Raw genomic sequence first — 23,533 nt, 5'->3', positions numbered from 1 at the left:
CCGCCGCACCCCGGCGGCACCCGCTCCAGGGCCGCCCCGGCGCGGCCGGGGGGCGGCCCTCGTGACCCCGGCGCGGCCCTCGCGCCGCCTCCCCGGCGCGGCCGTCAGTTCCCGGGCTCGGACGGCGTCTTGTAGCCGCGCTCCCACTGCATGCCGAAGCCGTACAGCCGGTCCAGGTCGGACTGGAACCCGTGCACGTACCGCACCTCGCGCCGGATCGTCAGCTCGCCGTCCCCGTCGTTCTCGATCAGCACCACCGCGCACGAACGGGCCGCCGGGGCGCGCTCGTCGAGCTGGATCTCGATCCGCGGGCCGCTCTGCGGAACGATGGTGAGCACGGCCTGGGTGCGGTCGAAGGCCGGGGTGTCGTCGTAGATGTAGACGAAGATCAGCAGCCGCTTGAACTGGTCCTTCTTCTCCAGGTTGATGTGCATGGTCTCGCCGGAGGGCGCGCCCGACACGTCGTCGCCGGAGAGCTTGATGTACGGCGGCCGGTTCAGGTCACCGAACAGCCGGCCGAGCGGCTGCACCACGCCCCGGGTGCCGTCGGCGAGTTCGTACATGCAGGCCAGGTCGAGGTCGACGCTGACCGGCGCGACCCCGGCGGTGGCGGGTGCCAGCGGGCGCAGGATGCGCGGGTCGAAGAAGCGGCGCAGGGCGCCGCTCCCGCCCTGGCCCTCGGCGCTGCGGGTCGACCAGTGCAGGTTGATGTACAGGTAGCCGGTGGTGGCCGCGGTGCCGGTGATGGCGTGGTGCGGCCGGGACTTGGTCAGTGTGACCTTGAACTGCCCTCCGGTGTCGAAGTTGTTGCTGCGGTCCCCTTTCAGGAACTCCCACACCGAGACCATCGTGTCCTCCCCCAGCACCGGTACCTTCCTCGCCCTCTCCATACCCACCCGGAGGGCCCTGAGTCAACGTCAACGCCCTGGCGAGCCCTGCTGGCAGAGGGTTCGTCACTCCCGTACGATGCCCACTCCCCGGACGCGATATCGTCTCTCCGCACAGGTGTACCGTGCGTCACCTCTCTTCCCCCTGCCCTGCGGAAAGCCGAGGCCCTCCCCGCGATGAACCTCTCCTCCATACAGCTGGTCTGGGCCGTGGTAGGCGGTGCAGCCCTGCTGTTCACCGCCATCCTGGTGGCCTTCCTGCGCTTCAAGAACAACAAGCCCGACGAGTCCTCCGGCGACTCGTGGGAGCGGAGCGAGGAGCGCCGGCGCCGCAAGGAGGCCATCTACGGCGGCGCCTCCTACGTGCTGCTGTTCTGCTGCGCCGGTGTGGCCGCCGCGCTGTCGTTCCACGGTCTGGTCGGTTTCGGCCAGCAGAACCTGAACCTGTCCGGCGGCTGGGAGTACCTGGTCCCGTTCGGTCTGGACGGCGCGGCCATGTTCTGCTCGGTGCTCGCCGTCCGCGAGGCCAGCCACGGCGACGCCGCGCTCGGCTCCCGGATGCTGGTGTGGCTGTTCGCCATCGCCTCCGCCTGGTTCAACTGGGTGCACGCCCCGCGCGGCGGCGCGCACGACGGCGCCCCGCAGTTCTTCGCCGGCATGTCGATCTCGGCGGCCGTGCTGTTCGACCGGGCGCTCAAGCAGACCCGCCGGGCCGCGCTGCGCGAGCAGGGCCTGGTGCCCCGCCCGCTGCCGCAGATCCGGGTGGTCCGCTGGCTGCGCGCCCCGCGCGAGACCTACGCGGCCTGGTCGCTGATGCTGCTGGAGAACGTCCGCAGCCTGGACGAGGCCGTCGAGGAGGTGCGCGAGGAGCGCCAGGCCAAGATGGACGCCAAGCTCCGCGCCCGCAGCGCCGACCGCCGCGAGCGGGCCGAGCTGAAGGCGATCGCCCGCCAGGGCGGCGTGCTGGCCCGGGCCCGGCACGCCCGCCAGGTCCCGGCCCTGGCCGCGGCCGGTGGCGACACCCCGTCCGCAACGGAGCCTGCCCTAGCCGCCGAGGAGACCACCCTCGACCGGGTCAGCGCCTCCGCCCTGGAGCCCGCCGCCCTGAACGCCGGTCGCCGCCCCCGCGCGGCCGTCGAGTCCACCGGCAGCAGCTCGTCGTCGTCCCCCTACGCGTCGAGCAGCAGCAGCTCCTCCTCGTACGCGTCGAGCATCGACCTGACGATGGACGAGGACACCCTGTCGATGCCGAAGCTGGACTCGCTGGAGCGCAAGCTCCGGGCGATCGAGCAGCAGCTCGGCTGAGCAACCGCACCGCACGCGCCGCACGTACGAAGAGCCGCGCCCACCGGGATCGTTACCCCGGTGGGCGCGGCTCTCGTCGTCGGCGGACCGACGGTCGTCGGCGGGAGGCCGCTAGCCCTCCGCGCCCGTTCCCGCTCCCGCGTCCTCCAGCGCCTGCTGGCGCTTGTTGCGGACCATCGAGGAGGCCAGCGCCGCGCCGATGAAGGCGACGCCGATCAGGCCGGTGACGATCTCCGGGATGTGGTACTTGATCGAGGCGAGCAGGATCAGCGACAGCGCGCCGATCGCGTAGTGCGCGCCGTGCTCCAGGTACACGTAGTCGTCCAGGGTGCCCTTGCGGACCAGGAAGACGGTCAGCGACCGGATGTACATGGCGCCGATGCCCAGGCCCAGGGTGATCTGGAAGATGTCCTGGGAGATGGCGAACGCGCCGACCACGCCGTCGAAGGAGAACGACGCGTCGAGGACCTCCAGGTAGATGAAGAGGAAGAACGCGGCCTTGCCGCCGACCTTGACGATCGACTTGCCGCTGCGCTCGGCCTGCTCCTCGGCCTCCTGCTGCTCCTCCAGGCCGGATTCGAAGACCTCGGAGAGGCCGTTGACGGCGAGGTAGGTGGCGAGGCCGCAGAGACCGGCCAGCAGCACCGTCTCGGCGCGGTCACCGGCGAAGAAGCGGGAGGACAGGGCGAGCACCACCAGGGCGACGACCGAGGAGAGCGCGTCCAGCCGGCCGATCTTCTCCAGCGGCTTCTCCAGCCAGCGCAGCCAGTTGAAGTCCTTCTCCTCGAAGACGAAGTCGAGGAAGATCATCAGCAGGAAGACGCCGCCGAAGGCCGCGATGGCCGGGTTGGCCAGGTCGAGGTACTCGGCGTAGGTGTGGCCGTCGTGGGTCTTGCCGGAGTCGAGCGCCAGCTCGATGACGGTGCCGGGGCTGAGGTGCGCGGTGAGGCCGACGACCAGCAGCGGGAAGACCAGCCGCATGCCGAAGACCGCGATCAGCACGCCGACCGTCAGGAACAGCTTCTGCCAGAAGGCGTTCATCCGCTTCAGGACGGTGGCGTTGACGACGGCGTTGTCGAAGGACAGGGAGATCTCGAGGATCGAGAGGATCAGGACGACGCCGAATCCTTCGGCCCCCCAGATCAGGCCGGCGGCGATCAGGCCGGCGATCGTGATGGCGAAGGACCATCCGAACGTACGGAGGAACACGGGGTCGGTTACCTTTCTGGCTGCCGGAATTGACCGATTCCGGACTGAACTGCTGCGGTGGGCCGGATTACTGGACGTTGACGCCGAAGTCGAGCGCGATGCCGCGCAGACCCGAGGCGTAGCCCTGGCCGACGGCCCGGAACTTCCACTCGCCCTGGTAGCGGTAGAGCTCGCCGAAGATCATCGCGGTCTCGCTGGACGCGTCCTCGGAGAGGTCGTAGCGGGCGATCTCGGCGCCGTCCGCCAGGTTGACCACCCGGATGTAGGCGTTGGAGACCTGGCCGAAGCTCTGGAGCCGGGCGTCGGCGTCGTAGATGGAGACGGCGAACACGACCTTGTCGATCTGCACGGGCACCAGGTCGAGGTGCACCTGCACCACCTCGTCGTCGCCGTCGCCGTCACCGGTGAGGTTGTCGCCCTGGTGCTCGACCGAGCCCTCGGGGCTGCGCAGGTTGTTGTAGAACACGAAGTACTCGTCGCCGAGGACGCGGCCGTTGGAGCACAGCAGCGCGCTGGCGTCCAGGTCGAAGGGCGCGCCGGTGGTGGACCGGGCGTCCCAGCCGAGGCCGATCTGCACCTGCGTCAGGTTCGGCGCGGCCTTGGTGAGCGAGACGTTCCCGCCCTTGGCGAGGGTGACGGACATCGGACTTCCTCCCAGCTCCCGTCTCCGGGGCTCCCGGGGTGTGCACGCGGTGGACCGCCGCCGTCCCGCCCGGGAGGGCCGGTCCGGCGGGCGCGTCCGGCGGACGCACCCCAAGAGGTCTACGCCCCCGAGCGGCCGTGCAGTGCTGCACACCCGACTGAACTTCCTGAACTCCGCGCGGCCGCCGACCCGGTCGCCCCGCCCGGCGGCCTCGGACCGCCCCGCGCGCACCCCGGTCGGTGTGCGGATCGCCGCCGAATCTATCAAGCTCCCCCGTCCCGCCCGGCGGCCTCGCCCACCGCCCGCCGCCCCGGCCCGACGCCTCGGCGAGGACCCCGGCGAAGACCTCGCGAGAGACCGCCGGAGACCGACCGGGGGCCGCTCCGGGCCCGGCCGGTACGCTGCCGGGACCGCCGGACCAAGCACCACGCGGCACGACACACGGACGAACAGAGGGAGCACCGGAGCGATGCCGTTCGAACCGCTCGACCGCACCGACCCCGAGTCGGTCGGCCCCTACCGCCTGCTGGCCAGACTCGGCGCCGGCGGCATGGGCCGGGTGTACCTGGCCCGTTCCGCCGGCGGCCGGACGGTCGCGGTCAAGGTGGTCCGCGCCGACCTGGCCGGGGACGCCGACTTCCGCGAGCGGTTCCGGCGCGAGGTGTCCGCCGCGCAGTCCGTGGGCGGCACCTTCACCGCCCCGGTGGTGGACGCCGACCGGGACGGCCCGTCGCCCTGGCTGGCCACCGCGTACGTGCTCGGCCCGGCGCTGGACGAGGCGGTGCGCGCCCACGGGCCGCTCCCGGTGGAGACGGTGCGCACCCTGGGCGTGGGCCTGGCCCGGGCGCTGGCCGCGATCCACGCCGCCGGGCTGGTGCACCGCGACCTCAAGCCGTCCAACGTGCTGCTGGCCGCCGACGGGCCGCGGGTGATCGACTTCGGCATCGCCCGGGCGCTGGACGGCGACCGGATGACCTCCACCGGCGTGGTGGTCGGCTCGCCCGGGTTCATGAGCCCCGAGCAGGCCGCCGGGCGCCGACTGGGCCCGGCCGGCGACGTGTTCTCGCTGGGCTCGGTGCTGGTCTTCGCCGCCACCGGCCACGGCCCGTTCGACCACGCCGAGGACGGCGCGGCGCCGTCCGCGGCCTCGCTGCTGTACCGGGTGGTGCACGACGAGCCCGAGCTGTCCGGGCTGCCCGGGGCGCTGCGTCCGGCGGTCGCCGCCTGCCTGTCCAAGGACCCGGCGGGCCGCCCGACGCCCGCCGAACTCGGCGGGCTGCTGGGCGAGGCGGTCGTCCCGGCCCGCTCCGGCTGGCTGCCGGCCGCGCTGGCCTCGGACATCGCCACCCACGCCGCCGAGGTGATGGACCTGGAGGCGCCGGTCCGCCCCCGCGACCCCCGGTCGGGCTCCGCCGCCCCGGCCGTCCGCACCCCGACCGAGCGGTCCGCCCCCGCCGACCCGGGCACCGTCCGCCTGCGCCCCGGCGTCCCGGCCCCGGCCGACGCGACCACCGGCGCCGCCGCGCCGGTCGGGGACCCCACCGGGCCGATCGGGCCCGCCCCGGCCGCCGGCGGCCCCCGCCCGTCCCGCCGGGCGCTGCTGTTCGGCGGCGGCGCGGCGGTGCTGGCCGGCGCGGGCGGCCTGACCGCCTGGGCGCTGGGCGGCGGTTCGCGGCCCGGCCCGGGCCCGGACCCGGCCCCGCCGACCGGCTCCCCGGCCGTCCCGGCCGCCGCGTCGAGCGCCGCCCCGTCCCGGGCCCCCGGCGTGCCGCCGGCCCCCCTGTGGACGTACCGGACCGAGGCGAGCAACGTCGGCAGCCTCGGGATGGCCTTCTCCCCCGGCCTGCTGCACCTCGGCAACGCCGACCTGGTCGCGGTCGGCCTGGCCGACGGGAAGGAGAGGTGGATCGTCAAGGACGCGATGGCCTACCACCTGGCCTGCGCGGGCGGCACGGTCAGCTACGGCACCGTCTCCGACCTGATCACGGTGGACGCCGCCACCGGCACCGTGCTGTGGAAGTACCGCTCCGAGCGCGGGAAGCCGAACGGCACCCAGATCGCCTCGGACACGGTGCTGAACGCCGACGACCGGGCGGTGTACGCGATGTGCTCCTACCTCCAGCTGGACGCCCAGGCGCTGCCCGACGCGGGGGCCAGGACCGGCAAGGGGATCATGGCACTGTCCCGCGAGGACGGCTCGATGCTGTGGAACCAGCACCGCCAGCAGACCGCCGACTACACGGTCAGCTCCGACCTGACCGCCGACACCCTGCTCTACACCGACAGCAAGGAGAACCTGGTCGCCCGGTCGCTGGCCGACGGCGCCCAGACCTGGTTCGCCGCCACCAACTCGCGCTCGGAGTACCGGCCGGTGCTCCAGGACGGCCTGGTGTTCTGCTCGGTCGACCCGAACGGCATCCAGGGCGTGCGGGTCTCCGACGGCAAGCAGGTCTGGGCGAAGACCTCGGACCGCTCGACCCGGATGTGGTACTCGCCGCCCGCGGCGGGCGGGCACGTCGTGTACTCGGTGCTCGGCGGCATGACGCTCACCTACCAGGGCACCACCTACACCCCGACCGCCCCGACCCGGGTGGTGGCCCTCGACGCCGCCGACGGCGCCGAGCTGTGGCACCTGGAGCTGCCCACCGAGGTGTCGATGGACACCAATCCGGTGCTGGTCCGGAACACCCTGTTCGTGTCCACCGAGGACCGCGGCATCTACGCCGTCGACGTGGTGAACCACAAGGTCCGCTGGGTCTTCCAGACCAACGCGGGCGCCGAGCTGCCCTGGCACCTGGCCGGCGGCGACGACCTGCTGATCGCCGTCCAGGGCAACCAGGTGATGGCGCTGCCGCCGGAGTAGCGGCGCGGCGGGCCGGGGCCGCGAACGGCCCCGGCCCGCAATGGTCCTGACGCCGGGTCAGACGTTGACGCCGAAGTCCTGCGCGATGCCGCGCAGGCCGGAGGCGTAGCCCTGGCCGATGGCGCGGAACTTCCACTCGGCGCCGTTGCGGTAGAGCTCGCCGAAGACCATCGCCGTCTCGGTCGAGGCGTCCTCGGAGAGGTCGTAGCGGGCGATCTCGGCGCCGCCGGCCTGGTTCAGTACCCGGATGAAGGCGTTGCGGACCTGGCCGAAGCTCTGCTGCCGGTTCTCCGCGTCGTAGATCGACACCGGGAAGACGATCTTGGCGATGTCGGCCGGGACGCCGGCCAGGTTCACCTTGATCTGCTCGTCGTCGCCCTCGCCCTCGCCGGTGAGGTTGTCGCCGGTGTGCTCGACCGAGCCGTCGGCGCTCTTCAGGTTGTTGAAGAAGATGAAGTCGGCGTCGGACCGGACCCGGCCCTGCTCGGTGCAGAGCAGCGCGCTGGCGTCCAGGTCGAAGTCCGTGCCGGTGGTGGTGCGCACGTCCCACCCGAGGCCGACGACCACGGCGGTCAGGCCGGGCGCCTCCTTGGTGAGCGAGACATTTCCGCCCTTGCTCAGGCTGACACCCACGTGGTCCTCCAAGAAGTCGGGTTCCCGTTCCGTCAACGGCCCGATCGTAGTGCCGGGTTCCCGGGCCGCGGCGGCGACCCGGCCCGGCGTCCGGCGGAACTTCCGCCGGACGCCGGGCCGGGCGGCGGCGGGGGGCTCAGAGCGCGCCGAGGGCGGCCAGGTACTCCTGGGTGTCCCGGGCGTCCGGCAGGCCGTTGACGACGCTCCAGCGGACCACGCCCTCCTTGTCGATGACGAAGGTGCCGCGCACCGCGCAGCCCTTCTCCTCGTTGAAGACGCCGTAGGCCCGGGAGACCTCGCCGTGCGGCCAGAAGTCCGACAGCAGCGGGTACTCCAGGCCCTGCTGGTCGCCGAAGACCCGCAGCGAGAACGGCGAGTCGTTGGAGACCGCGAGCACCTGCACCCCGTCGTTCTGCAGGCGCGGCAGCTCCTTCTGGATCTCGCAGACCTCGCCGGTGCAGACCCCGGTGAAGGCGAACGGGTAGAAGACCAGGACGACGTTCTTCTCGCCGCGGAAGTCGGAGAGCTTCACCGACTCGCCGTGCTGGTTCTTCAGCTCGAAGTCCGGGGCCTGGGCGCCGATCTCGATGGTCATGGGAGGACCTTCCTGCCTGGACGGTGGTGCGGGCAGGACGATCCTCCCACCCGCCGCGCCGGGTTCGGCCGTCCGGGTGAGCCGGGCGGGCCCGTCCGGGGGAGGCGTTCGCTGCGGGTGAACAGGCCGGGGCCGGGCGGGTCGCGGCCGGACGCCGACGGGCCCCGCCGGCGAGGTCGCCGGCGGGGCCCGTCGCGGGTCCGGGTCCGAAGGTCAGCGCTTGCCGGTCTTCGTGGCCTTGGGGGTGGCCAGGCGGGTGCCCGCCCAGTCCTTGGCGATCGCCACCGAGCTGGTCTGCGAGAGACCGGCGGTCTTCGCGGCGTCGGCGATCTCGTGCGCCTCGACGTGTCCGTCGCGGCCGGTCTTCGGGGTGAGCAGCCAGATCAGGCCGCCCTCTGCCAGGTACTCCAGGGCGTCGACCAGGGCGTCGGTGAGATCCCCGTCCTCGTCGCGGTGCCACAGCAGGACGCCGTCGGCGACGTCGTCGTAGTCCTCGTCGACGAGTTCGGAGCCAGTGATGTCCTCGATCCCCTCGCGGAGCTCCTGGTCACTGTCTTCGTCGTACCCGAGCTCCTGGATGATCTGGCCCTGTTCGAAGCCCAGACGAAGCGCCGGGTTGGACTTGTCCGCGGGGTCCGCGGTCGCGCTCACGGGAATAACCTCCAGTATTCGGCCCGGCGTCCATGCCGGGGCTGTGGCCGTAGTCCACACGGGAGCGGCGGTTCGCGCAAGTACCCGACCCCCGATCCCACCCAAAGGTTGACGTGTCGCCCGGCGACACGCCGCCCACTGTGGTGGTGAACACACCCGTATGTCCCTGTCCGTACCGACAAGGATGCTTCGTCTCGTACCCGCCCGCAGCCCGTTCATCCCCCGCACGCCTGCCCGAGATGCGAACGGCATTCGGGTCGGAGCAGGGTGCGGGCGTAAAGTCTCCTGTTGGCCCTCATCCCGACCGGCCGCCATCGTCCGGCCGGGGTCCCAGGTCGGACCACCTCCTGACCGTACCGCCCCAACCGGCGGAACGGTTACCGATCGGTAGAGATGACGGATCTCCGAACGCGGTAGCACGATGGAGGCGGCGCGACAACTCAGCTTCGACCGACAGTGAAGGAACAGCGTGGCTTCCGGATCCGATCGCAACCCGATCATCATTGGCGGCCTCCCGAGCCAGGTCCCGGACTTCGATCCCGAGGAGACCGCGGAATGGCTGGAGTCGCTTGACGCCGCCATCGACGAGCGCGGGCGCGAGCGCGCCCGCTACCTGATGCTCCGGCTGATCGAGCGCGCCCGTGAAAAGCGTGTCGCCGTGCCCGAGATGCGCAGCACGGACTACGTCAACACCATCGCGACCAAGGACGAGCCGTTCTTCCCCGGCAACGAGGAGATCGAGCGCAAGATCCTCAACGCGACGCGCTGGAACGCGGCCGTCATGGTCTCCCGCGCCCAGCGTCCCGGCATCGGCGTCGGCGGCCACATCGCCACCTTCGCCTCCTCCGCGTCGCTGTACGACGTGGGCTTCAACTACTTCTTCCGCGGCAAGGACGCCGACGGCGAGTCCGGCGACCAGGTCTTCTTCCAGGGCCACGCCTCGCCGGGCATCTACGCCCGCGCCTTCCTGCTGGACCGGCTGACCGAGCAGCAGCTCGACGCGTTCCGGCAGGAGAAGTCCAAGGCGCCGTTCGGCCTCTCCAGCTACCCGCACCCGCGGCTGATGCCGGACTTCTGGGAGTTCCCGACCGTCTCGATGGGCCTCGGCCCGCTCGGCGCGATCTACCAGGCCCGGATGAACCGCTACCTGGAGCACCGGGGCATCAAGGACACCTCCGACTCGCAGGTGTACGCCTTCCTCGGCGACGGCGAGATGGACGAGCCCGAGTCGCTCGGCCAGCTCTCGCTGGCCGCCCGCGAGGGCCTGGACAACCTGACCTTCGTGGTCAACTGCAACCTGCAGCGCCTGGACGGCCCGGTCCGCGGCAACGGCAAGATCATCCAGGAGCTGGAGTCGCAGTTCCGCGGCGCCGGCTGGAACGTCATCAAGCTGATCTGGGACCGCTCCTGGGACCCGCTGCTGGCCCAGGACCGCGACGGCGTCCTGGTCAACAAGCTGAACACCACCCCGGACGGCCAGTTCCAGACCTACGCCACCGAGTCCGGCGCGTACATCCGCGACCACTTCTTCGGCGGCGACCTGCGGCTGCGCTCGATGGTCGAGAACATGACCGACCACCAGATCCAGCACCTGGGCCGCGGCGGCCACGACCACCGCAAGGTCTACGCCGCGTTCAAGGCCGCCCGCGAGCACAAGGGGCAGCCGACCGTCATCCTGGCGCAGACCGTCAAGGGCTGGACGCTGGGCCCCAACTTCGAGGGCCGCAACGCCACCCACCAGATGAAGAAGCTGACGGTCGAGGACCTCAAGCGCTTCCGCGACCGGCTGCACCTGCCGATCACCGACAAGCAGCTCGACGAGGGCTACCCGCCCTACTACCACCCGGGCCGCAACTCGGAGGAGATCCAGTACATGCACGACCGCCGCGAGGAGCTCGGCGGCTACGTGCCCACCCGCAAGGTCCGCCCGCGCAAGCTCGAACTGCCGGGCGACGACGCGTACAAGGCGGTCAAGAAGGGCTCCGGCAACCAGACCATCGCCACCACCATGGCGTTCGTCCGGGTGCTCAAGGACCTGATGCGCGACAAGGGCATCGGCAACCGCTTCGTGCCGATCGCGCCCGACGAGTACCGCACCTTCGGCATGGACTCGCTGTTCCCGTCCGCCAAGATCTACAACCCGCTCGGCCAGACCTACGAGTCGGTCGACCGCGAGCTGCTGCTGGCGTACAAGGAGTCCCCGAGCGGCCAGATGCTGCACGACGGCATCTCCGAGGCCGGCTGCACCGCCTCGCTGATCGCGGCCGGCTCCTCGTACGCGACGCACGGCGAGCCGCTGATCCCGGTGTACGTCTTCTACTCGATGTTCGGGTTCCAGCGCACCGGCGACCAGTTCTGGCAGATGTCCGACCAGCTGGCCCGCGGCTTCGTGATCGGCGCCACCGCCGGCCGCACCACCCTCACCGGCGAGGGCCTGCAGCACGCCGACGGCCACTCGCACCTGCTGGCCTCCACCAACCCCGGCGTGGTCGCCTACGACCCGGCCTACGGGTACGAGATCGCCCACATCATGCAGGACGGCCTGCGCCGGATGTACGGCTCCTCCGCCGAGCACCCGCACGGCGAGGACGTCTTCTACTACATCACCGTCTACAACGAGCCCATCAAGATGCCGGCCGAGCCGGAGGGCGTGGACGTCGAGGGCATCCTCAAGGGCCTCTACAAGCTCAAGGACGCCGAGGACGGCCAGATCCCCGCGCAGCTCCTCGCCTCCGGCGTGGCGGTGCCGTGGGCCCTGGAGGCCCAGCGCATCCTCGCCGAGGAGTGGAACGTCAAGGCGGACGTCTGGTCGGCGACCTCCTGGAACGAGCTGCGCCGCGACGCGGTCGAGGCGGAGGAGTTCAACCTGCTGCACCCCGAGGAGCCGCAGCGCGTCCCGTACGTGACCACCAAGCTCTCCGGGGCCGAGGGTCCGTTCGTGGCCGTCTCCGACTGGATGCGGGCCGTCCCGGACCAGATCTCCCGCTGGGTTCCCGGCCAGTACCAGTCCCTGGGCGCCGACGGCTTCGGCTTCGCCGACACCCGCGGCGCGGCCCGTCGCTTCTTCCACATCGACGCGCAGTCGATCGTCCTGGGCACGCTCACCGAGCTGGCCAAGCAGGGCAAGATCGACCGCTCGCTGCTGAAGGCCGCGATCGACCGCTACCAGCTGCTCGACGTGGCGGCGGCGGACCCGGGTGCCGCCGGCGGCGACGCGTAAGCGCCGGCCGCTGACCGGAGGTCCGCCCGGGGAGGGGAGTTCCCTTCCCCGGGCGGACCTCTCCGTCTCCGCCTCCCGCTCCGCGCAGTTCCCCTCGCCCCTGGCGGGACGCGGGTGATCGGCCCCGGCAGGGGGCGCGGGCAACCCCGGAGAACAGCGAGGTCCGCCCGGGGAGGGGGGTTCCCTCCCCGGGCGGACCACCGGCGCGTGCGGGTTCAGATGTGGACCGCGGGCCCCGTCTCGTTCACGCCGCGGCGGGTGAGCAGGCCCAGCCCGGCCGCCGCCAGGGCGACGACCGCGGCGACCACGAAGGCCACCCCCATGCCGCTGACGAAGGAGGAGTGGACGGCGTCGGCGACGCCCTGCGGGACATCAGGCGGGGCGATGCCGAGCTGGGCGGCCTGCTTGAGCTGCTCGCCGTCCGGGCCGGCGGGCAGCGGCTGGCCGGTCGCGGCCTGCCACTTGCCGGGCAGCGCACTGGTGACCTTGGAGGCCATCACGGCGCCGAGGACGGCGGTGCCGAGGCTGCCGCCGACCTGCATCGCGGCCTGCTGGAGGCCGCCGGCCACGCCGGACAGCTCCATCGGGGCGTTGCCGACGATGACCTCGGTGGCGCCGACCATGACCGGGCTGAGGCCCAGGCCCATCAGGACGAACCAGAGGGCCATCGCGCCGTTGCCGGAGTGGATGTCGAGGGTGGACATGCCGAGCATCGCGGCGGTGGTGAAGAGCATGCCGCCGACGATCGGGATGCGCGGTCCGACCTTGCCGATCAGGTAGCCGGCCAGCGGCGCGCCGACGATCATCATGCCGGTCATCGGGAGCAGGTGGACGCCGGCGTCGACCGGGGCCATCCCGTGCACGTTCTGCAGGTAGAAGGTGACGAAGAAGATGCCGCCGAAGAAGGCGAAGGCCATCAGCACCATCAGCAGGGTGCCGGCCGAGAGCGGCACCGAGCGGAACAGCGAGAGCGGGACCAGCGGCTCCTTGGCGTACTTCTGCCAGACCGCGAAGGCCGCCAGGGCGAGCACCGCGCCGCCCAGGAAGAGCAGGGTGGCCGGGTCGCCCCAGCCCCAGCTGGGGGCCTTGATGATGCCCCAGACCAGCATGAACATCGCGCCGGAGAGCAGCACGATGCCGGGGATGTCGAAGGACTTGGCGGCGTTCTCGGCCCGGACGTCCCTGAGCACCAGCAGGCCGAGGACCAGCGCGACGATGCCGACCGGGATGTTGATGTAGAACACCGACTCCCAGTTGACGTGCTCGACCAGCAGGCCGCCGACGATCGGGCCGGCCGCGGTGGAGGCGCCGATGACGCCGCCCCAGATGCCGATCGCCATGTTGAGCTTCTCGGCGGGGAAGGCCCCGCGCAGCAGGCCGAGCGCGGCGGGCTGGAGCAGGGCGCCGAACAGGCCCTGGAGCACCCGGAACAGGATCACCTGCTGGATCGAGCCGGCGAAGCCGATGGCGGCGGAGGTGGCGGCGAAGCCGACCGCGCCGACCAGGAAGGTGGTCTTGTGGCCGAACCGGTCGCCGATCTTGCCGGCGGTGATCAGGAAGACCGCGAGGGCCAGCAGGTAGCCGGAGGTGACCCACTGGATGTCGGCGGGCGAGGCGTTCAGGTCGTGCTGGATGGCCGGGTTGGCGATGGCGACGACGGTGCCGTCGAGGGCGACCATCATGACGCCGACGGCGACGGTGAGCAGCGTCAGCCAGGGGTGTCCCCGCAGCCGGCCGCCGGCGGACGGAGCCGCTTCCTTGTCGAGTACTACGGACTGGCTCATGTCTCGGGACTTCCCCGTTCGTGTGGTGTGCAGGAGACCGCGCTGGGCACGAGAAGGGCGGTGCCCGGCCCTCACGCCCGTCCCCACGAGCTCCACGACGAACGGACACCGCCATCGGGAACATTATGTCAGCCACTGACATTCGACAAACGGTGACTCCTGTCACTTGATGCCATCTCCTGATCGCGGCGCTATCGTGGAGGCCATGGCCACCCCCACCACCGCCGCCGACCCGCAGCCCGTCGGCCTGCGGGAACGCAAGAAGCGGCGCACCCGGGACGCCCTGGTCGACGCCGCGCACCGGCTCTTCCTCTGCCACGGCTACGGGCGCACCACGGTGGACGAGATCGCCTCCGAGGTGGAGGTCTCCCAGCGCACCTTCTTCCGGTACTTCGCCAACAAGGAGGAGGTCGCCCTCGCGGTGCTGGCCGAGGCCGAGGAGGCGTTCCTGGAGTTCCTGCGGGCCCGCCCGGCCGGGGAGAACCCGCTGGAGGCGATGCGCGGCGCGGTCCGCGAGGTCTGGCAGGCCGTCGACCGGGGGCGGGACAGCGGTCCGGCCGCCCTGGAGCTGTTCGAACTGATCGAGTCCACCCCGACGCTGCTCGCCGCCCACCTGCGGCACGCCATCCAGCAGGAGGTCGAGGTGGCCCGGATCCTGGCCGACCGCGAGGGCCTCGACCCGGCCGTCGACCTGCGCCCCCGCCTGCTGGCCGCCGTGTTCGGCACCGTGGTGCGGATCTCGCACCTCGCCTACGCCGCCGACCCGGACGCCGGGAGCCACTCGATGGACGGCATGCTGGAGCTGATCGAGCGTCACTTCGACCAGCTGGGCCCGGCCCTGGCCGGCTCCTGGCGCTGACGGCGGCCGCCCCCGTACCCGGGTACCCCCGGACCGGCTACCGGAGCATGAGGACAGCGCCCCGCCCCCGCCCTACCCTCGGCCCGGTGACCCTGTGGAAAGAGTTCCTCCGCGCCCTCACCGAGCCCCTCGGCGACCACCGGCCGCCGCTGGCGACGGCCCGCCGGCCCTGGCTCCGGCTGGCCCCGTACGCGCTGGTGCTGCTCGTGGCCGGCTCGCTGCTGCCCACCGGCATCGTGACGCTGGTCCGGTTCCACGGGGTGGACCCCTCGCTGGCCACCGCGCTCGCCGCGGTGCAGGCCGGGGTGCTGCCGCTGGCGCTGACCCGGCCGCTGCTGGCCTGGCAGCTGGTGGTGCCCTCGGTGCTGGTCGGCGCGGTCGCCACGCACGGCGCCGCCGCCGCCGAGCGGTCCTGGCCGTGGCCGGTCACCACGCTGCTCGGGTACCTGTCCCTGATGGTCCTCCTGGCCGTCCGGGAGCGCGGGCGCACCCTGCTCGCGGTCTGGGTCGTCACCCTCCTCGGCTGCGGCCTGAGCCGGACGGTCTTCAGCGCGCACTTCGACGGCTCCTCGGTGGTCGTCACCGCGCTGTCCGGCGTGGTCCTGCTGCTCGGCTGGAGCCTGCGCGGGCGCGGCGAGGCCAAGCGGCTGCTCGCCGCGCAGGAGCGGATCTCGGAGACCGAGCGGGCCCGGCGCGCCCTGCTGGAGGAGCGGGCCCGGATCGCCCGCGAGCTGCACGACGTGGTGGCCCACCACATGTCGGTGATCACCGTCCAGGCGGACAGCGCCCCGTACCGGATCGAGGGCCTGCCCCCGGCCGCGGTCGAGGAGTTCGGGCAGATCGCCGCCGCCGCGCGCGGCTCGCTCGCCGAGATGCGCCGCCTGCTGGGGGTGCTGCGGACCGCCGACAGCGCCGCCGACCGGGCCCCGCAGCCGGGCCTGGACGACCTGCCGGAGCTGCTGGCCACCGTCGGCCAGGCCGGGGTGCGGGCCGAACTGGCCGTCGGGGACGGGGTGTCGGCGCTCGGCCCGGTGCCCGAGGCGGTCGGCCTGTCCGCGTACCGGATCGTCCAGGAGGCGCTGGCCAACGTCGTCCGGCACGCCCCGGGCGCCGCCGCCGAGGTCGCGGTCACCGCCGCGGACGGCGCGCTCGCCCTGGCCGTCCGCAACGGCCCGCCGCCCGGCCGGGCCCGCGCCGCCGTCGAGACCTCCGGCGGCACCGGGCAGGGGCTGGTCGGAATGCGCGAGCGCGTCCGGCTGCTGGCTGGCACCCTGGACACCGGCCCGACCGCCGAGGGCGGCTACCGGGTCACCGCCGTCCTGCCGTTGGACGGCACCGGTCCGGGGGAGATCACCGCATGACCATCCGCGTCCTCGTCGTCGACGACCAGGCGATGGTCCGCGCCGGATTCGCCGCCCTGCTCGACGCCCAGAGCGACATCGACGTGGTCGGCGACGCGCCCGACGGCCGGCAGGCCCTGGAGGTCAGCGGGCGCACCCACCCCGACGTGGTCCTGATGGACGTCCGGATGCCCGGGATGGACGGCCTGGAGGCCGCCCGCCGGCTGCTCGACCCGCCGCCCGGCGTGGTGCACCGGCCGCGGGTGCTGATGCTCACCACCTTCGACGTGGACGACTACGTGTACGAGGCGCTGCGGGCCGGCGCCAGCGGCTTCCTGCTCAAGGACGCCCCGCCCGCCGACCTGATCTCCGCCGTCCGGGTCGTCGCGGCCGGCGACGCGCTGCTCGCGCCCTCCGTCACCCGCCGCCTGATCGCCGACTTCGCCCGGAACCGGCCCGCGCCGCGCCGCGACCCCCGGCTGCGGCTGAACGGCCTCACCCCGCGCGAGACCGAGGTCCTGGAGCTCATCGCCCGCGGCCTGTCCAACCAGGAGATCGCCGCCCACCTCGTCCTCGCCGAGCAGACCGTCAAGACCCACATCGGCCGGATCCTCGCCAAGCTCGACCTGCGCGACCGCGCCCAGGCCGTCGTGCTCGCCTACGAGAGCGGCCTGGTCCGGCCCGGCGCGCAGTAGCCCCCGTAGCCGTCCCGGGCCTGGCGGGCGGTGGCGGGCGGGCGCGGGCGCGGGCGCGGGCGCGGCGTACGCGCTGGGCGCGCTCTGAGCGGGCGTCAGCTGTCGGCGACGGCCCGTACGCTGGCGGCCATGGCGACCTTCGACGAGCTGACCGAGCTGGCCCTGTCCCTGCCGCGGGCCCACCAGGAGGAGACCTGGGAGCAGGTGACGCTGCGGGTGGGGCGGAAGATCTTCGCGATGGGCCACCCGGAGTCCGGGGAGGTGACGGTGAAGGCCACCCCGGCGGAGCAGGCCGAGCTGATCGCCGCCGCGCCCGGGGTGTACTCCGTGGCGCCGTACACCGGCCGGTTCGGCTGGGTGCGGGTCCGGCTGGCCGGGATCGGCCCCGAGGAGCTGCGCGAACTGCTCACCGACGCCTGGCGGTCGGTCGCACCGAAACGGGTGGTGGCCGAGCTCGGGGAGCACGGGGAGTAGCGTACGGGCGAATGTGACGGGGAACACTGTTTACTCCCTGCCCCCCGGGTCGGTCGCCCTCTACGCTGGCTGACTAGTAGTCGGAAGTCACAGCACCGTCGGGCCCGTCCCGCCGCGATGTACGGCCCGAGGGAGTGGACGCCATGCACCGCAGGCGGGTGAAGCGGATCCTGATCGGCGTGTTCGCGGGCTGTGCCGCCCTGGTGGACGCCGGCGCGGCGGCCGCGCAGGCCGCCGCCTCCAACGAGCAGCTGGCCATCACCACCCCGCCCGCGGGCAGCTCCGCCTGGGTCGCCGACCGCTCCCTCGGCCGCGAGCTGCCGGACCCGGCCACCGCCGCCCCGGCCGCCGTCGCCGCGTTCTTCGCCTCGCTGGAGCCCGCCGAGCTGGACCGGCTGGTCGCCGAGTACCCGCTGGTGGTCGGCAACCTGGACGGCGCCCCGCCGGCCGTCCGCTACCGCGCCAACCGGGTGGCGATCACCGCCGAACGGGACCGCTCCCGGCAGCGCGCCGCGGACACCGGCCTGGACCCCACCACCCGCGCGCTGGCCCTCTCCCGCGCCAACGACTCGGAGCGGCTGCTCGGCGCGGACCGGCAGGTCCTCGCCTTCGACCCGCGCGGCCGCGGCCTGGTCACCGAGGTCTGGGGCGACCTCGCCACCGCCCAGCGGATCGCCGTCCTGGTGCCCGGCTCGGACGCCGACCTCGGCCACTTCGACCAGAGCACCGACCCGCTGCGCTCCCCCGCCGGGATGGCCCGCGCGCTGTACGCCGAGGAGCACGCCCAGTCGCCCGGCACCCGCACCGCGGTGATCGCCTGGACCGGCTACGTCACCCCGCAGGGCCTGGGCCCGGACGCGGTCACCTCCCGGCTGGCGGAGGCCGCCGCGCCCCGGCTGCACCGGCTGCTCGGCGGCCTGGAGCAGACCACCCACCCGGAGGCGCCGCCCGCGCTGCTGTGCCACTCGTACGGCTCGGTGGTGTGCGGCACCACCGCGCCGACCCTGCACGCCGCGCAGCCCACCGACGTGGTGGCGTTCGGCAGCCCCGGGATGGGCGTCGACTCGGCGGCCGAGCTGGGCACCGGCGTCCAGGTGTGGGCGGCCCGCAACCCCGGCGACTGGATCGGCAACGTCCCCTACCTGGAGGTCGGCGGCCTGGGCCACGGCGCCGACCCGACCACCCACGCCTTCGGCGCGGTGTCGGTCTCCTCGCTGGGCGCCACCGGCCACACCGGCTACCTGGCCGAGGGCACCGCGAGCCGGCACAACTTCGCCGCCATCGCGCTCGGCCACTACGGGGACGTCAGCGGCCCGTCCGAGACCCAGGGCTGACGGACCGCCACCGGAACCGCCGGCGGTCCGCCGCCCGGACCGCCGTCACACCTCGCGGGCGTCCGCCGTGGCGCTCATGTCGGCGTACCGGCCGCCGGCCACCTGCCCGGCGATCGGCTCCAGCTCGGCCAGCTCCTCCTTGCTGAGCACCAGCCGGGTGGCGCCCAGGTTCTCCTCCAGCCGGGTGCGCTTGCGGGTGCCCGGGATCGGCACCACCGCGGTCAGGCCGTGCACCTCGGCCCGCTGCTGCACCCAGGCCAGCGCGACCTGCGCGGCCGTCGCTCCGCGCTGCTCGGCGATCCGCCGGATCGGGGCGATCAGTTCGGCGTTACCGGCCGCGTTCTCGCCGGTGAACTGCGGCAGGTGGCGGCGGAAGTCGTCGGCGGCCAACTGCCCGGCGTCGGGGAGCGCCCCGGTCAGGAAGCCCCGGCCGAGCGGCGAGTACGGCACCAGCGCCACGCCCAGCTCGGCCGCCGCCGGGACGGCGCTGCGCTCCACGCCCCGGGCGAAGATCGACCACTCGGACTGCAGCGCCGCGATCGGGTGCACCGCGTGCGCCTCCCGCAGCTCCGGGCCGGTCACCTCGGACAGGCCCAGGTGGCGGACCTTGCCGGCCGCGACCAGCTCGGCCATCGCGCCCACCGACTCGGCCAGCGGCACCTGCGGGTCGCGGCGGTGCATGTAGTAGAGGTCGATCACGTCCACGCCGAGGCGGCGCAGCGAGCCGTCCACCGCCCGGCGGATGTACGCCGGGTCGTTGTTGACGCCGCGGAACTTGGCGTCGTCGGCGCGCCGCTCGATGGCGAACTTGGTGGCCAGCACGACCTGTTCGCGGTGCGCCCGGACGAACGGGCCGATCAGCTCCTCGTTGGCGCCCGAGCCGTAGACGTCGGCGGTGTCGAACAGGGTCACGCCCAGTTCCAGCGCCCGCTCCAGGGTGGCCAGCGCCTCGTCGGTGTCGGTCGGGCCGTAGAACTCGCTCATGCCCATGCAGCCCAGTCCCTGCACGCCCACGATCGGGCCGCCGGTGCCGAGGCGGGTGGTGTCGATGCCGCTCATGCGCTCTTCCTGTCCTGTCCTGAGTGGTCCGCTGTCTCCTCGTCGCCGCCGACCGGGACGCCGGGACCGCCGTAGTGGTCGATCTTCCGGTCGATCACGGCGAGCGTGGCGTGCAGGTCGGCCAGCCGCCGGCGCACCTCCGCGCGGTGCGCGACCAGCAGCTCCCGGCGCTCGTCCCGGGTGCCGTCCCCGGCCCGGGTCAGCTCGACGTACCGCACCATGTCGGCCACCGGCATGCCGGTCAGCCGCAGCTTGGTCAGGAACGCCAGCCGGGCCAGGTCCGCGTCGGTGTACCGGCGCTGCCCGGCGTACGAGCGGTCCACCGGTTCCAGCAGGCCGATCCGCTCGTACCAGCGCAGCGTGTGCGCGGTCAGGCCGCTGATCGCGGCCACCTCGCTGATCGCGTGGCGCGGTGTCCGGTCCGGTGCGGAGCGGGGGCTGCGGAACGCCTCCTCGCACGCCGGCTCCCTCACCGGCCACTGCTCGGACCCTGCCATTGCTACGACCCCCGTCCTCGGCGACGACACCGACGCTACTGAGTTGGAGCGCACTCCAAGCAAGCCTGACACACACCGGCCCGCGGCCCGCCACCGGTCGTTTAGAGTTCCGCCCATGCAGAGCTTGCGGATGATCGAGGACTGGCCGGTACCCCACGCCGCGGCGGCGGTGGTCCGCGGGAGCGACGGCGCGCTGCTGGGCGCGCACGGCCCGCAGGAGCACCTGTTCCCGCTCGCCTCGGTGACCAAGCTGCTCAGCGCGTACGCCGTGCTGGTCGCCGTCGAGGAGGGCGTCTTCGAACTCGACGACCCGGCCGGGCCGGACGGCTCCACCGTCCGCCACCTGCTGGCGCACACCTCCGGCCTGGCCTTCGACGAGCACCGGGTGATGGCCGAGCCCGGCAACCGCCGCCTCTACTCCAACGCCGGGTTCGACGTGCTGGCCGCCACCCTGGAGGGCGCCTCCGGCATCCCGTTCGCCCAGTACGCGGCCGAGGCGGTCTTCCAGCCGCTCGGCATGCACGCCACCCTGATCAACACCGCCCACCGCGCCCCGGCCGGCGCGGGCGGCCTGTCCACCGCCGCGGACCTGGTCCGCTTCGCCGCCGAGCTGCAGTCCCCCGAGCTGCTCGACCCGGCCACCGTGCGCGCGGCCACCCGCGAGGTCGCCTTCCCCGGCACCAGCGGCGTCCTGCCCGGCTTCGGCCACCGCCGCCCCAACGACTGGGGCCTCGGCTTCGAGATCCGCGACCACAAGGCCCCGCACTGGACGGGCACCGCCAACTCCCCCGCGACCTTCGGCCACTTCGGCCAGTCCGGCACCTTCCTCTGGGTCGACCCCGACGCCGGCCTCGCCTGCCTCGCCCTCACCGACCGCGACTTCGGCCCCTGGGCGGCGGAGGTCTGGCCCCGGCTCAGCGACGCGGTCCTCACCGAGGCCTGAGCGGCGCAGCACCGCGAGGGAGCGCACCGCCGAGGAGCGCACCGACGGGGGCGCGGGGAACTGCGCGACCGGCCAGGCACCGCCGGCGAGATCGCGAGGTGACGTCAACTCACCAACCGCCTCGCGCCCTTGCCAGCGTTCATCTCCCGCCGCGCGCAGTTCCCCGCGCCCCGGTGGTACGGCCTCAGCCGAACCGCACGGGCGTGTGCATCTCCCAGAGCAGCAGTTCGACGCCGTCCTCGCCCGCCGTCGGGTCGGCGAACGCGTCGCCCGTGATCCGGACGGAGTCGCCGGGCCCGGCCGAGCGGCCGCCGCCCTGCGGGCCCGGGACGGTGCGGTAGCCGACCGAGCCGGCGACCACGTGGACGTAGCGGAAGGGCGCGGCGGGGAGTTCGGGCAGCGGCATCCAGGCCGGGGCCCGGACCAGCCAGAGCGCGGCGTCGCTGCGCCGCAGCCGCAGCGCCCGGTCGCCGTCCCGCCCGGAGGCGAGCAGGGTCAGTCCGTCCCCGTCGGGGACGGTGGCGAGCCCGAAGCCGGGCGGGCCGCCGTACGCGTCGGGCTGGAGCCACATCTGGACGAAGGTGACCGGTTCGACGGCCCCGCCGAGGTTGCGTTCGGTGTGGCTGATGCCCGTCCCGGTGGACTGCACCTGGACGGTGCCGGGCCGCACCACGCCGGCGTGGCCCGCGTCGTCGCGGTGGGCGAGGGCGCCGGAGAGCACCCAGGTGACGATCTCGGTCTCGCTGTGCCGGTGGGCCGCGTACCCGGCGCCGGGGGCGAGCGTCTCCTCGTTGCAGGCGAGCAGCGCGCCGAAGGAGGTGTTCCTCGGGTCGTAGTGGCCGGCGAAGGAGAAGGCGTGCCGGGTGGTGACGCCTTCGGCGGGTTCCGACAGGTAACGCTCGGCGGTGCGCCGCAGATCGGCCCGGCCGCGCTCCTTCCGGACGGACCCGGACGCCGGTTCGACCGGTTCGAATGCCTGCCCGCCCCGGGGCGAAGAATCCACGCTCACGGGCACCACGGTAGCCGGTGTGACGGGTGCCACCGGCCGACATCGGGCCCGGCGTGCACGAGCACCCGTCAGGGTGAGGCAGGCTAGTGCCGTGCCGTCCGCTTCAGCGAAACCCGACAAGCCCTCCGACCGGTCGTCCGGCGAACGCTCCTCCCCGGAGCGGTCCGCCGAACGGGCCCCGGAGAAGAAGCCCGCCAAGCGCGCCGCCGCGCCCGGGCGCCCCGCCGCCGTACCGGGCCGGGGGCGGATGACGGCCGAGGAGCGCCGGCTGGCCGCCGAGCGGGCGGAGTTGCGGGCCGCGACGCTGAAGCGGCTGGAGAAGTCGGCGGGCAAGCTGGCGTCCGCGGCGATCGCCCGGATGGACGACCAGCTGGCCTGGTACCGGCGGATGCCGCCGGAGCACCGCTCGTGGATCGGCCTGGTCGCACAGGCGGGCATCGCGGCGTTCACCGAGTGGTACCGGCACCCGGAGGCGCCGCAGGCGATCTCCACGGACGTGTTCGGCACCGCGCCGCGGGAGTTGACCCGGGCGATCACGCTGCGGCAGACCGTGGAGCTGATCCGCACCACCATCGAGGTGATGGAGGAGGCCATCGAGGAGGTGGCCGCGCCCGGCGACGAGGCCGGGATGCGCGAGTCGGTGCTGGTCTACGCCCGGGAGATCGCGTTCGCCACCGCCCAGGTGTACGCGCAGGCCGCCGAGGCGCGCGGCGCGTGGGACGCCCGGCTGGAGGCGCTGGTGGTGAACTCGCTGCTGTCCGGCGACGCCGACGAGGGCGTGCTGTCGCGGGCGGCGGCGCTCGGCTGGGGGCAGCCCAGCCAGGTGCGGGTGGTGATGGGCAGCGCCCCGGACGGGGACAGCGAGCTGGTGGTGGAGGCGATCCGGCGGGCCGCCCGGTACGCCAAACTGCACGTGCTGACGGGTGTGCTGGGCCGCCGCCTGGTGGTGGTGGTCGGCGGCGACAAGGAGCCGGTGCACGCGGCCCGGGCGCTGATCGGCCAGTTCGCACCCGGCCCGGTGGTGGTCGGCCCGACGGTCGGCGACCTGCTCTCGGCGACCCGCTCGGCGCACGCCGCCGCGCAGGGCCTGAAGGCGTGCGCGGCCTGGCCGGACGCGCCGCGCCCGGTGCTGGCCGACGACCTGCTGCCGGAACGGGCGCTGGCGGGCGACGAAGTGGCGCGCCGTCAGTTGGTGGAGGAGATCTACACACCCCTGGAGGAGGCCGGTTCGGCACTCCTGGAGACGCTGAGTGTCTACCTGGAGCAGGCGTCCTCCCTGGAGGGCGCGGCCCGGATGCTCTTCGTCCACCCGAACACCGTGCGCTACCGGCTGCGTCGTGTGACAGACGTCACCGGCTATGCTCCGTCAGACGTACGTTCGGCGTTCACCCTGCGCATCGCCCTTGCTCTGGGGCGTCTCGGTTCCGGATCGGACCAGGGCTGAACGGACTGTAGGGAACCCACAAGCCGACGTGCTTTTCTTCGTCATCGTCGCCTACCCGCCCCCGGGCGTCCGGCGAGAGAGGGTTGAAC

The 23,533-nt window shown here is 73.2% G+C and carries 20 protein-coding genes; 10 read left to right on the top strand and 10 right to left on the bottom strand.

Annotated features, from left to right (window positions below):
- Positions 1-104: 104 nt before the first annotated feature.
- A complete protein-coding gene (locus ACIP60_RS21285) occupies positions 105-848 on the bottom strand; it encodes a Tellurium resistance (RefSeq protein WP_199847100.1) in 744 nt (247 codons plus the stop codon).
- Positions 849-1,064: 216 nt separating this feature from the next.
- Between ACIP60_RS21285 and ACIP60_RS21280 the strand changes: the two genes are divergently transcribed.
- A complete protein-coding gene (locus ACIP60_RS21280; protein WP_400686678.1) occupies positions 1,065-2,192 on the top strand; it encodes a DUF2637 domain-containing protein in 1,128 nt (375 codons plus the stop codon).
- Positions 2,193-2,303: 111 nt separating this feature from the next.
- Here the strand turns inward: ACIP60_RS21280 and ACIP60_RS21275 are convergent, their stop codons facing one another.
- Entirely contained in the window at positions 2,304-3,401 is a 1,098-nt protein-coding gene (locus tag ACIP60_RS21275; protein ID WP_400686676.1) for a DUF475 domain-containing protein, read from the bottom strand.
- 67 nt (positions 3,402-3,468) lie between these two features.
- Entirely contained in the window at positions 3,469-4,044 is a 576-nt protein-coding gene (locus ACIP60_RS21270; protein WP_111553538.1) for a TerD family protein, read from the bottom strand.
- A gap of 469 nt (positions 4,045-4,513) precedes the next feature.
- Here ACIP60_RS21270 and ACIP60_RS21265 point away from each other — a divergent pair, with 469 nt between their 5' ends.
- The gene (locus tag ACIP60_RS21265) at positions 4,514-6,907 is read left to right on the top strand and encodes a PQQ-binding-like beta-propeller repeat protein (RefSeq protein ID WP_400686674.1); all 2,394 of its coding nucleotides are present in this window, start codon (positions 4,514-4,516) and stop codon (positions 6,905-6,907) included.
- A gap of 57 nt (positions 6,908-6,964) precedes the next feature.
- Here ACIP60_RS21265 and ACIP60_RS21260 read toward each other — a convergent pair whose 3' ends face one another.
- The 3 genes from ACIP60_RS21260 to ACIP60_RS21250 all read right to left on the bottom strand — a co-directional run bounded on the left by ACIP60_RS21260 (position 6,965) and on the right by ACIP60_RS21250 (position 8,786).
- Entirely contained in the window at positions 6,965-7,540 is a 576-nt protein-coding gene (locus ACIP60_RS21260) for a TerD family protein (protein ID WP_100838456.1), read from the bottom strand.
- A gap of 136 nt (positions 7,541-7,676) precedes the next feature.
- Complete coding sequence (locus tag ACIP60_RS21255; protein ID WP_282205639.1) at positions 7,677-8,135, bottom strand: peroxiredoxin; 459 nt, start codon at positions 8,133-8,135, stop codon at positions 7,677-7,679.
- 213 nt (positions 8,136-8,348) lie between these two features.
- On the bottom strand, positions 8,349-8,786 hold the full coding sequence (locus ACIP60_RS21250; protein ID WP_100836040.1) for a DUF3052 domain-containing protein: 438 nt from the start codon (positions 8,784-8,786) through the stop codon (positions 8,349-8,351).
- Between the two features lie 469 nt (positions 8,787-9,255).
- Between ACIP60_RS21250 and aceE the strand changes: the two genes are divergently transcribed.
- The gene (aceE, locus tag ACIP60_RS21245; protein ID WP_400686671.1) at positions 9,256-12,006 is read left to right on the top strand and encodes a pyruvate dehydrogenase (acetyl-transferring), homodimeric type; all 2,751 of its coding nucleotides are present in this window, start codon (positions 9,256-9,258) and stop codon (positions 12,004-12,006) included.
- Between the two features lie 215 nt (positions 12,007-12,221).
- Here aceE and ACIP60_RS21240 read toward each other — a convergent pair whose 3' ends face one another.
- Positions 12,222-13,790 carry an MFS transporter gene (locus ACIP60_RS21240; protein ID WP_400686669.1) on the bottom strand — a complete coding sequence of 523 codons (1,569 nt, stop codon included), beginning with the start codon at positions 13,788-13,790 and terminating at the stop codon, positions 12,222-12,224.
- A gap of 205 nt (positions 13,791-13,995) precedes the next feature.
- Between ACIP60_RS21240 and ACIP60_RS21235 the strand changes: the two genes are divergently transcribed.
- The 5 genes from ACIP60_RS21235 (at position 13,996) to ACIP60_RS21215 (ending at position 18,492) form a co-directional block, all read left to right on the top strand.
- Positions 13,996-14,649: a TetR/AcrR family transcriptional regulator gene (locus ACIP60_RS21235; RefSeq protein WP_400686667.1), complete on the top strand. Its 654-nt coding sequence runs from the start codon at positions 13,996-13,998 to the stop codon at positions 14,647-14,649.
- 86 nt (positions 14,650-14,735) lie between these two features.
- Positions 14,736-16,010 (top strand): sensor histidine kinase, encoded by a 1,275-nt coding sequence (locus ACIP60_RS21230; protein WP_400686665.1) that lies wholly within the window; start codon positions 14,736-14,738, stop codon positions 16,008-16,010.
- Positions 16,007-16,684 (top strand): response regulator, encoded by a 678-nt coding sequence (locus ACIP60_RS21225; RefSeq protein WP_400686663.1) that lies wholly within the window; start codon positions 16,007-16,009, stop codon positions 16,682-16,684. The genes ACIP60_RS21230 and ACIP60_RS21225 overlap by 4 nt, the downstream gene beginning before the upstream one ends.
- A 129-nt stretch (positions 16,685-16,813) precedes the next feature.
- Positions 16,814-17,158, top strand: coding sequence for an MmcQ/YjbR family DNA-binding protein (locus ACIP60_RS21220; RefSeq protein ID WP_400686661.1), 345 nt, complete (start codon positions 16,814-16,816; stop codon positions 17,156-17,158).
- Positions 17,159-17,301: 143 nt separating this feature from the next.
- Complete coding sequence (locus ACIP60_RS21215) at positions 17,302-18,492, top strand: alpha/beta hydrolase (RefSeq protein ID WP_400686659.1); 1,191 nt, start codon at positions 17,302-17,304, stop codon at positions 18,490-18,492.
- A gap of 45 nt (positions 18,493-18,537) precedes the next feature.
- Here the strand turns inward: ACIP60_RS21215 and ACIP60_RS21210 are convergent, their stop codons facing one another.
- Positions 18,538-19,551, bottom strand: coding sequence for an aldo/keto reductase (locus ACIP60_RS21210; RefSeq protein WP_400686657.1), 1,014 nt, complete (start codon positions 19,549-19,551; stop codon positions 18,538-18,540).
- Complete coding sequence (locus ACIP60_RS21205) at positions 19,548-20,048, bottom strand: MerR family transcriptional regulator (RefSeq protein WP_400686655.1); 501 nt, start codon at positions 20,046-20,048, stop codon at positions 19,548-19,550. The genes ACIP60_RS21210 and ACIP60_RS21205 overlap by 4 nt, the downstream gene beginning before the upstream one ends.
- A 115-nt stretch (positions 20,049-20,163) precedes the next feature.
- Between ACIP60_RS21205 and ACIP60_RS21200 the strand changes: the two genes are divergently transcribed.
- On the top strand, positions 20,164-20,991 hold the full coding sequence (locus tag ACIP60_RS21200) for a serine hydrolase domain-containing protein (RefSeq protein ID WP_400686653.1): 828 nt from the start codon (positions 20,164-20,166) through the stop codon (positions 20,989-20,991).
- A 184-nt stretch (positions 20,992-21,175) separates the two neighbouring features.
- Here ACIP60_RS21200 and ACIP60_RS21195 read toward each other — a convergent pair whose 3' ends face one another.
- Entirely contained in the window at positions 21,176-22,000 is an 825-nt protein-coding gene (locus ACIP60_RS21195; RefSeq protein WP_400686651.1) for a pirin family protein, read from the bottom strand.
- A 247-nt stretch (positions 22,001-22,247) separates the two neighbouring features.
- On the opposite strand from ACIP60_RS21195, the gene ACIP60_RS21190 reads away from it, so the two are divergent.
- Positions 22,248-23,444, top strand: coding sequence for a CdaR family transcriptional regulator (locus ACIP60_RS21190; protein WP_051055798.1), 1,197 nt, complete (start codon positions 22,248-22,250; stop codon positions 23,442-23,444).
- The last annotated feature ends 89 nt before the right edge of the window (positions 23,445-23,533 follow it).

The organism is Kitasatospora sp. NPDC088783, assembly GCF_044750705.1.
Classification (GTDB): Bacteria; Actinomycetota; Actinomycetes; order Streptomycetales; family Streptomycetaceae; genus Kitasatospora; species Kitasatospora fiedleri.
The sequence above is the reverse complement of the archived record's forward strand: the minus strand, read 5'-3'. Positions and strand labels throughout refer to the sequence as shown.

Bases quoted from the DNA above. Each gene is read 5' to 3' on its own strand.
- ACIP60_RS21285 (WP_199847100.1), bottom strand. From the start codon at position 848: ATGGTCTCGGTGTGGGAGTTCCTGAAAGGGGACCGCAGCAACAACTTC.
- ACIP60_RS21280 (WP_400686678.1), top strand. From the start codon at position 1,065: ATGAACCTCTCCTCCATACAGCTGGTCTGGGCCGTGGTAGGCGGTGCA.
- ACIP60_RS21270 (WP_111553538.1), bottom strand. From the start codon at position 4,044: ATGTCCGTCACCCTCGCCAAGGGCGGGAACGTCTCGCTCACCAAGGCC.
- ACIP60_RS21265 (WP_400686674.1), top strand. From the start codon at position 4,514: ATGCCGTTCGAACCGCTCGACCGCACCGACCCCGAGTCGGTCGGCCCC.
- ACIP60_RS21255 (WP_282205639.1), bottom strand. From the start codon at position 8,135: ATGACCATCGAGATCGGCGCCCAGGCCCCGGACTTCGAGCTGAAGAAC.
- ACIP60_RS21240 (WP_400686669.1), bottom strand. From the start codon at position 13,790: ATGAGCCAGTCCGTAGTACTCGACAAGGAAGCGGCTCCGTCCGCCGGC.
- ACIP60_RS21235 (WP_400686667.1), top strand. From the start codon at position 13,996: ATGGCCACCCCCACCACCGCCGCCGACCCGCAGCCCGTCGGCCTGCGG.
- ACIP60_RS21225 (WP_400686663.1), top strand. From the start codon at position 16,007: ATGACCATCCGCGTCCTCGTCGTCGACGACCAGGCGATGGTCCGCGCC.
- ACIP60_RS21220 (WP_400686661.1), top strand. From the start codon at position 16,814: ATGGCGACCTTCGACGAGCTGACCGAGCTGGCCCTGTCCCTGCCGCGG.
- ACIP60_RS21215 (WP_400686659.1), top strand. From the start codon at position 17,302: ATGCACCGCAGGCGGGTGAAGCGGATCCTGATCGGCGTGTTCGCGGGC.
- ACIP60_RS21210 (WP_400686657.1), bottom strand. From the start codon at position 19,551: ATGAGCGGCATCGACACCACCCGCCTCGGCACCGGCGGCCCGATCGTG.
- ACIP60_RS21205 (WP_400686655.1), bottom strand. From the start codon at position 20,048: ATGGCAGGGTCCGAGCAGTGGCCGGTGAGGGAGCCGGCGTGCGAGGAG.
- ACIP60_RS21200 (WP_400686653.1), top strand. From the start codon at position 20,164: ATGCAGAGCTTGCGGATGATCGAGGACTGGCCGGTACCCCACGCCGCG.
- ACIP60_RS21190 (WP_051055798.1), top strand. From the start codon at position 22,248: ATGACGGCCGAGGAGCGCCGGCTGGCCGCCGAGCGGGCGGAGTTGCGG.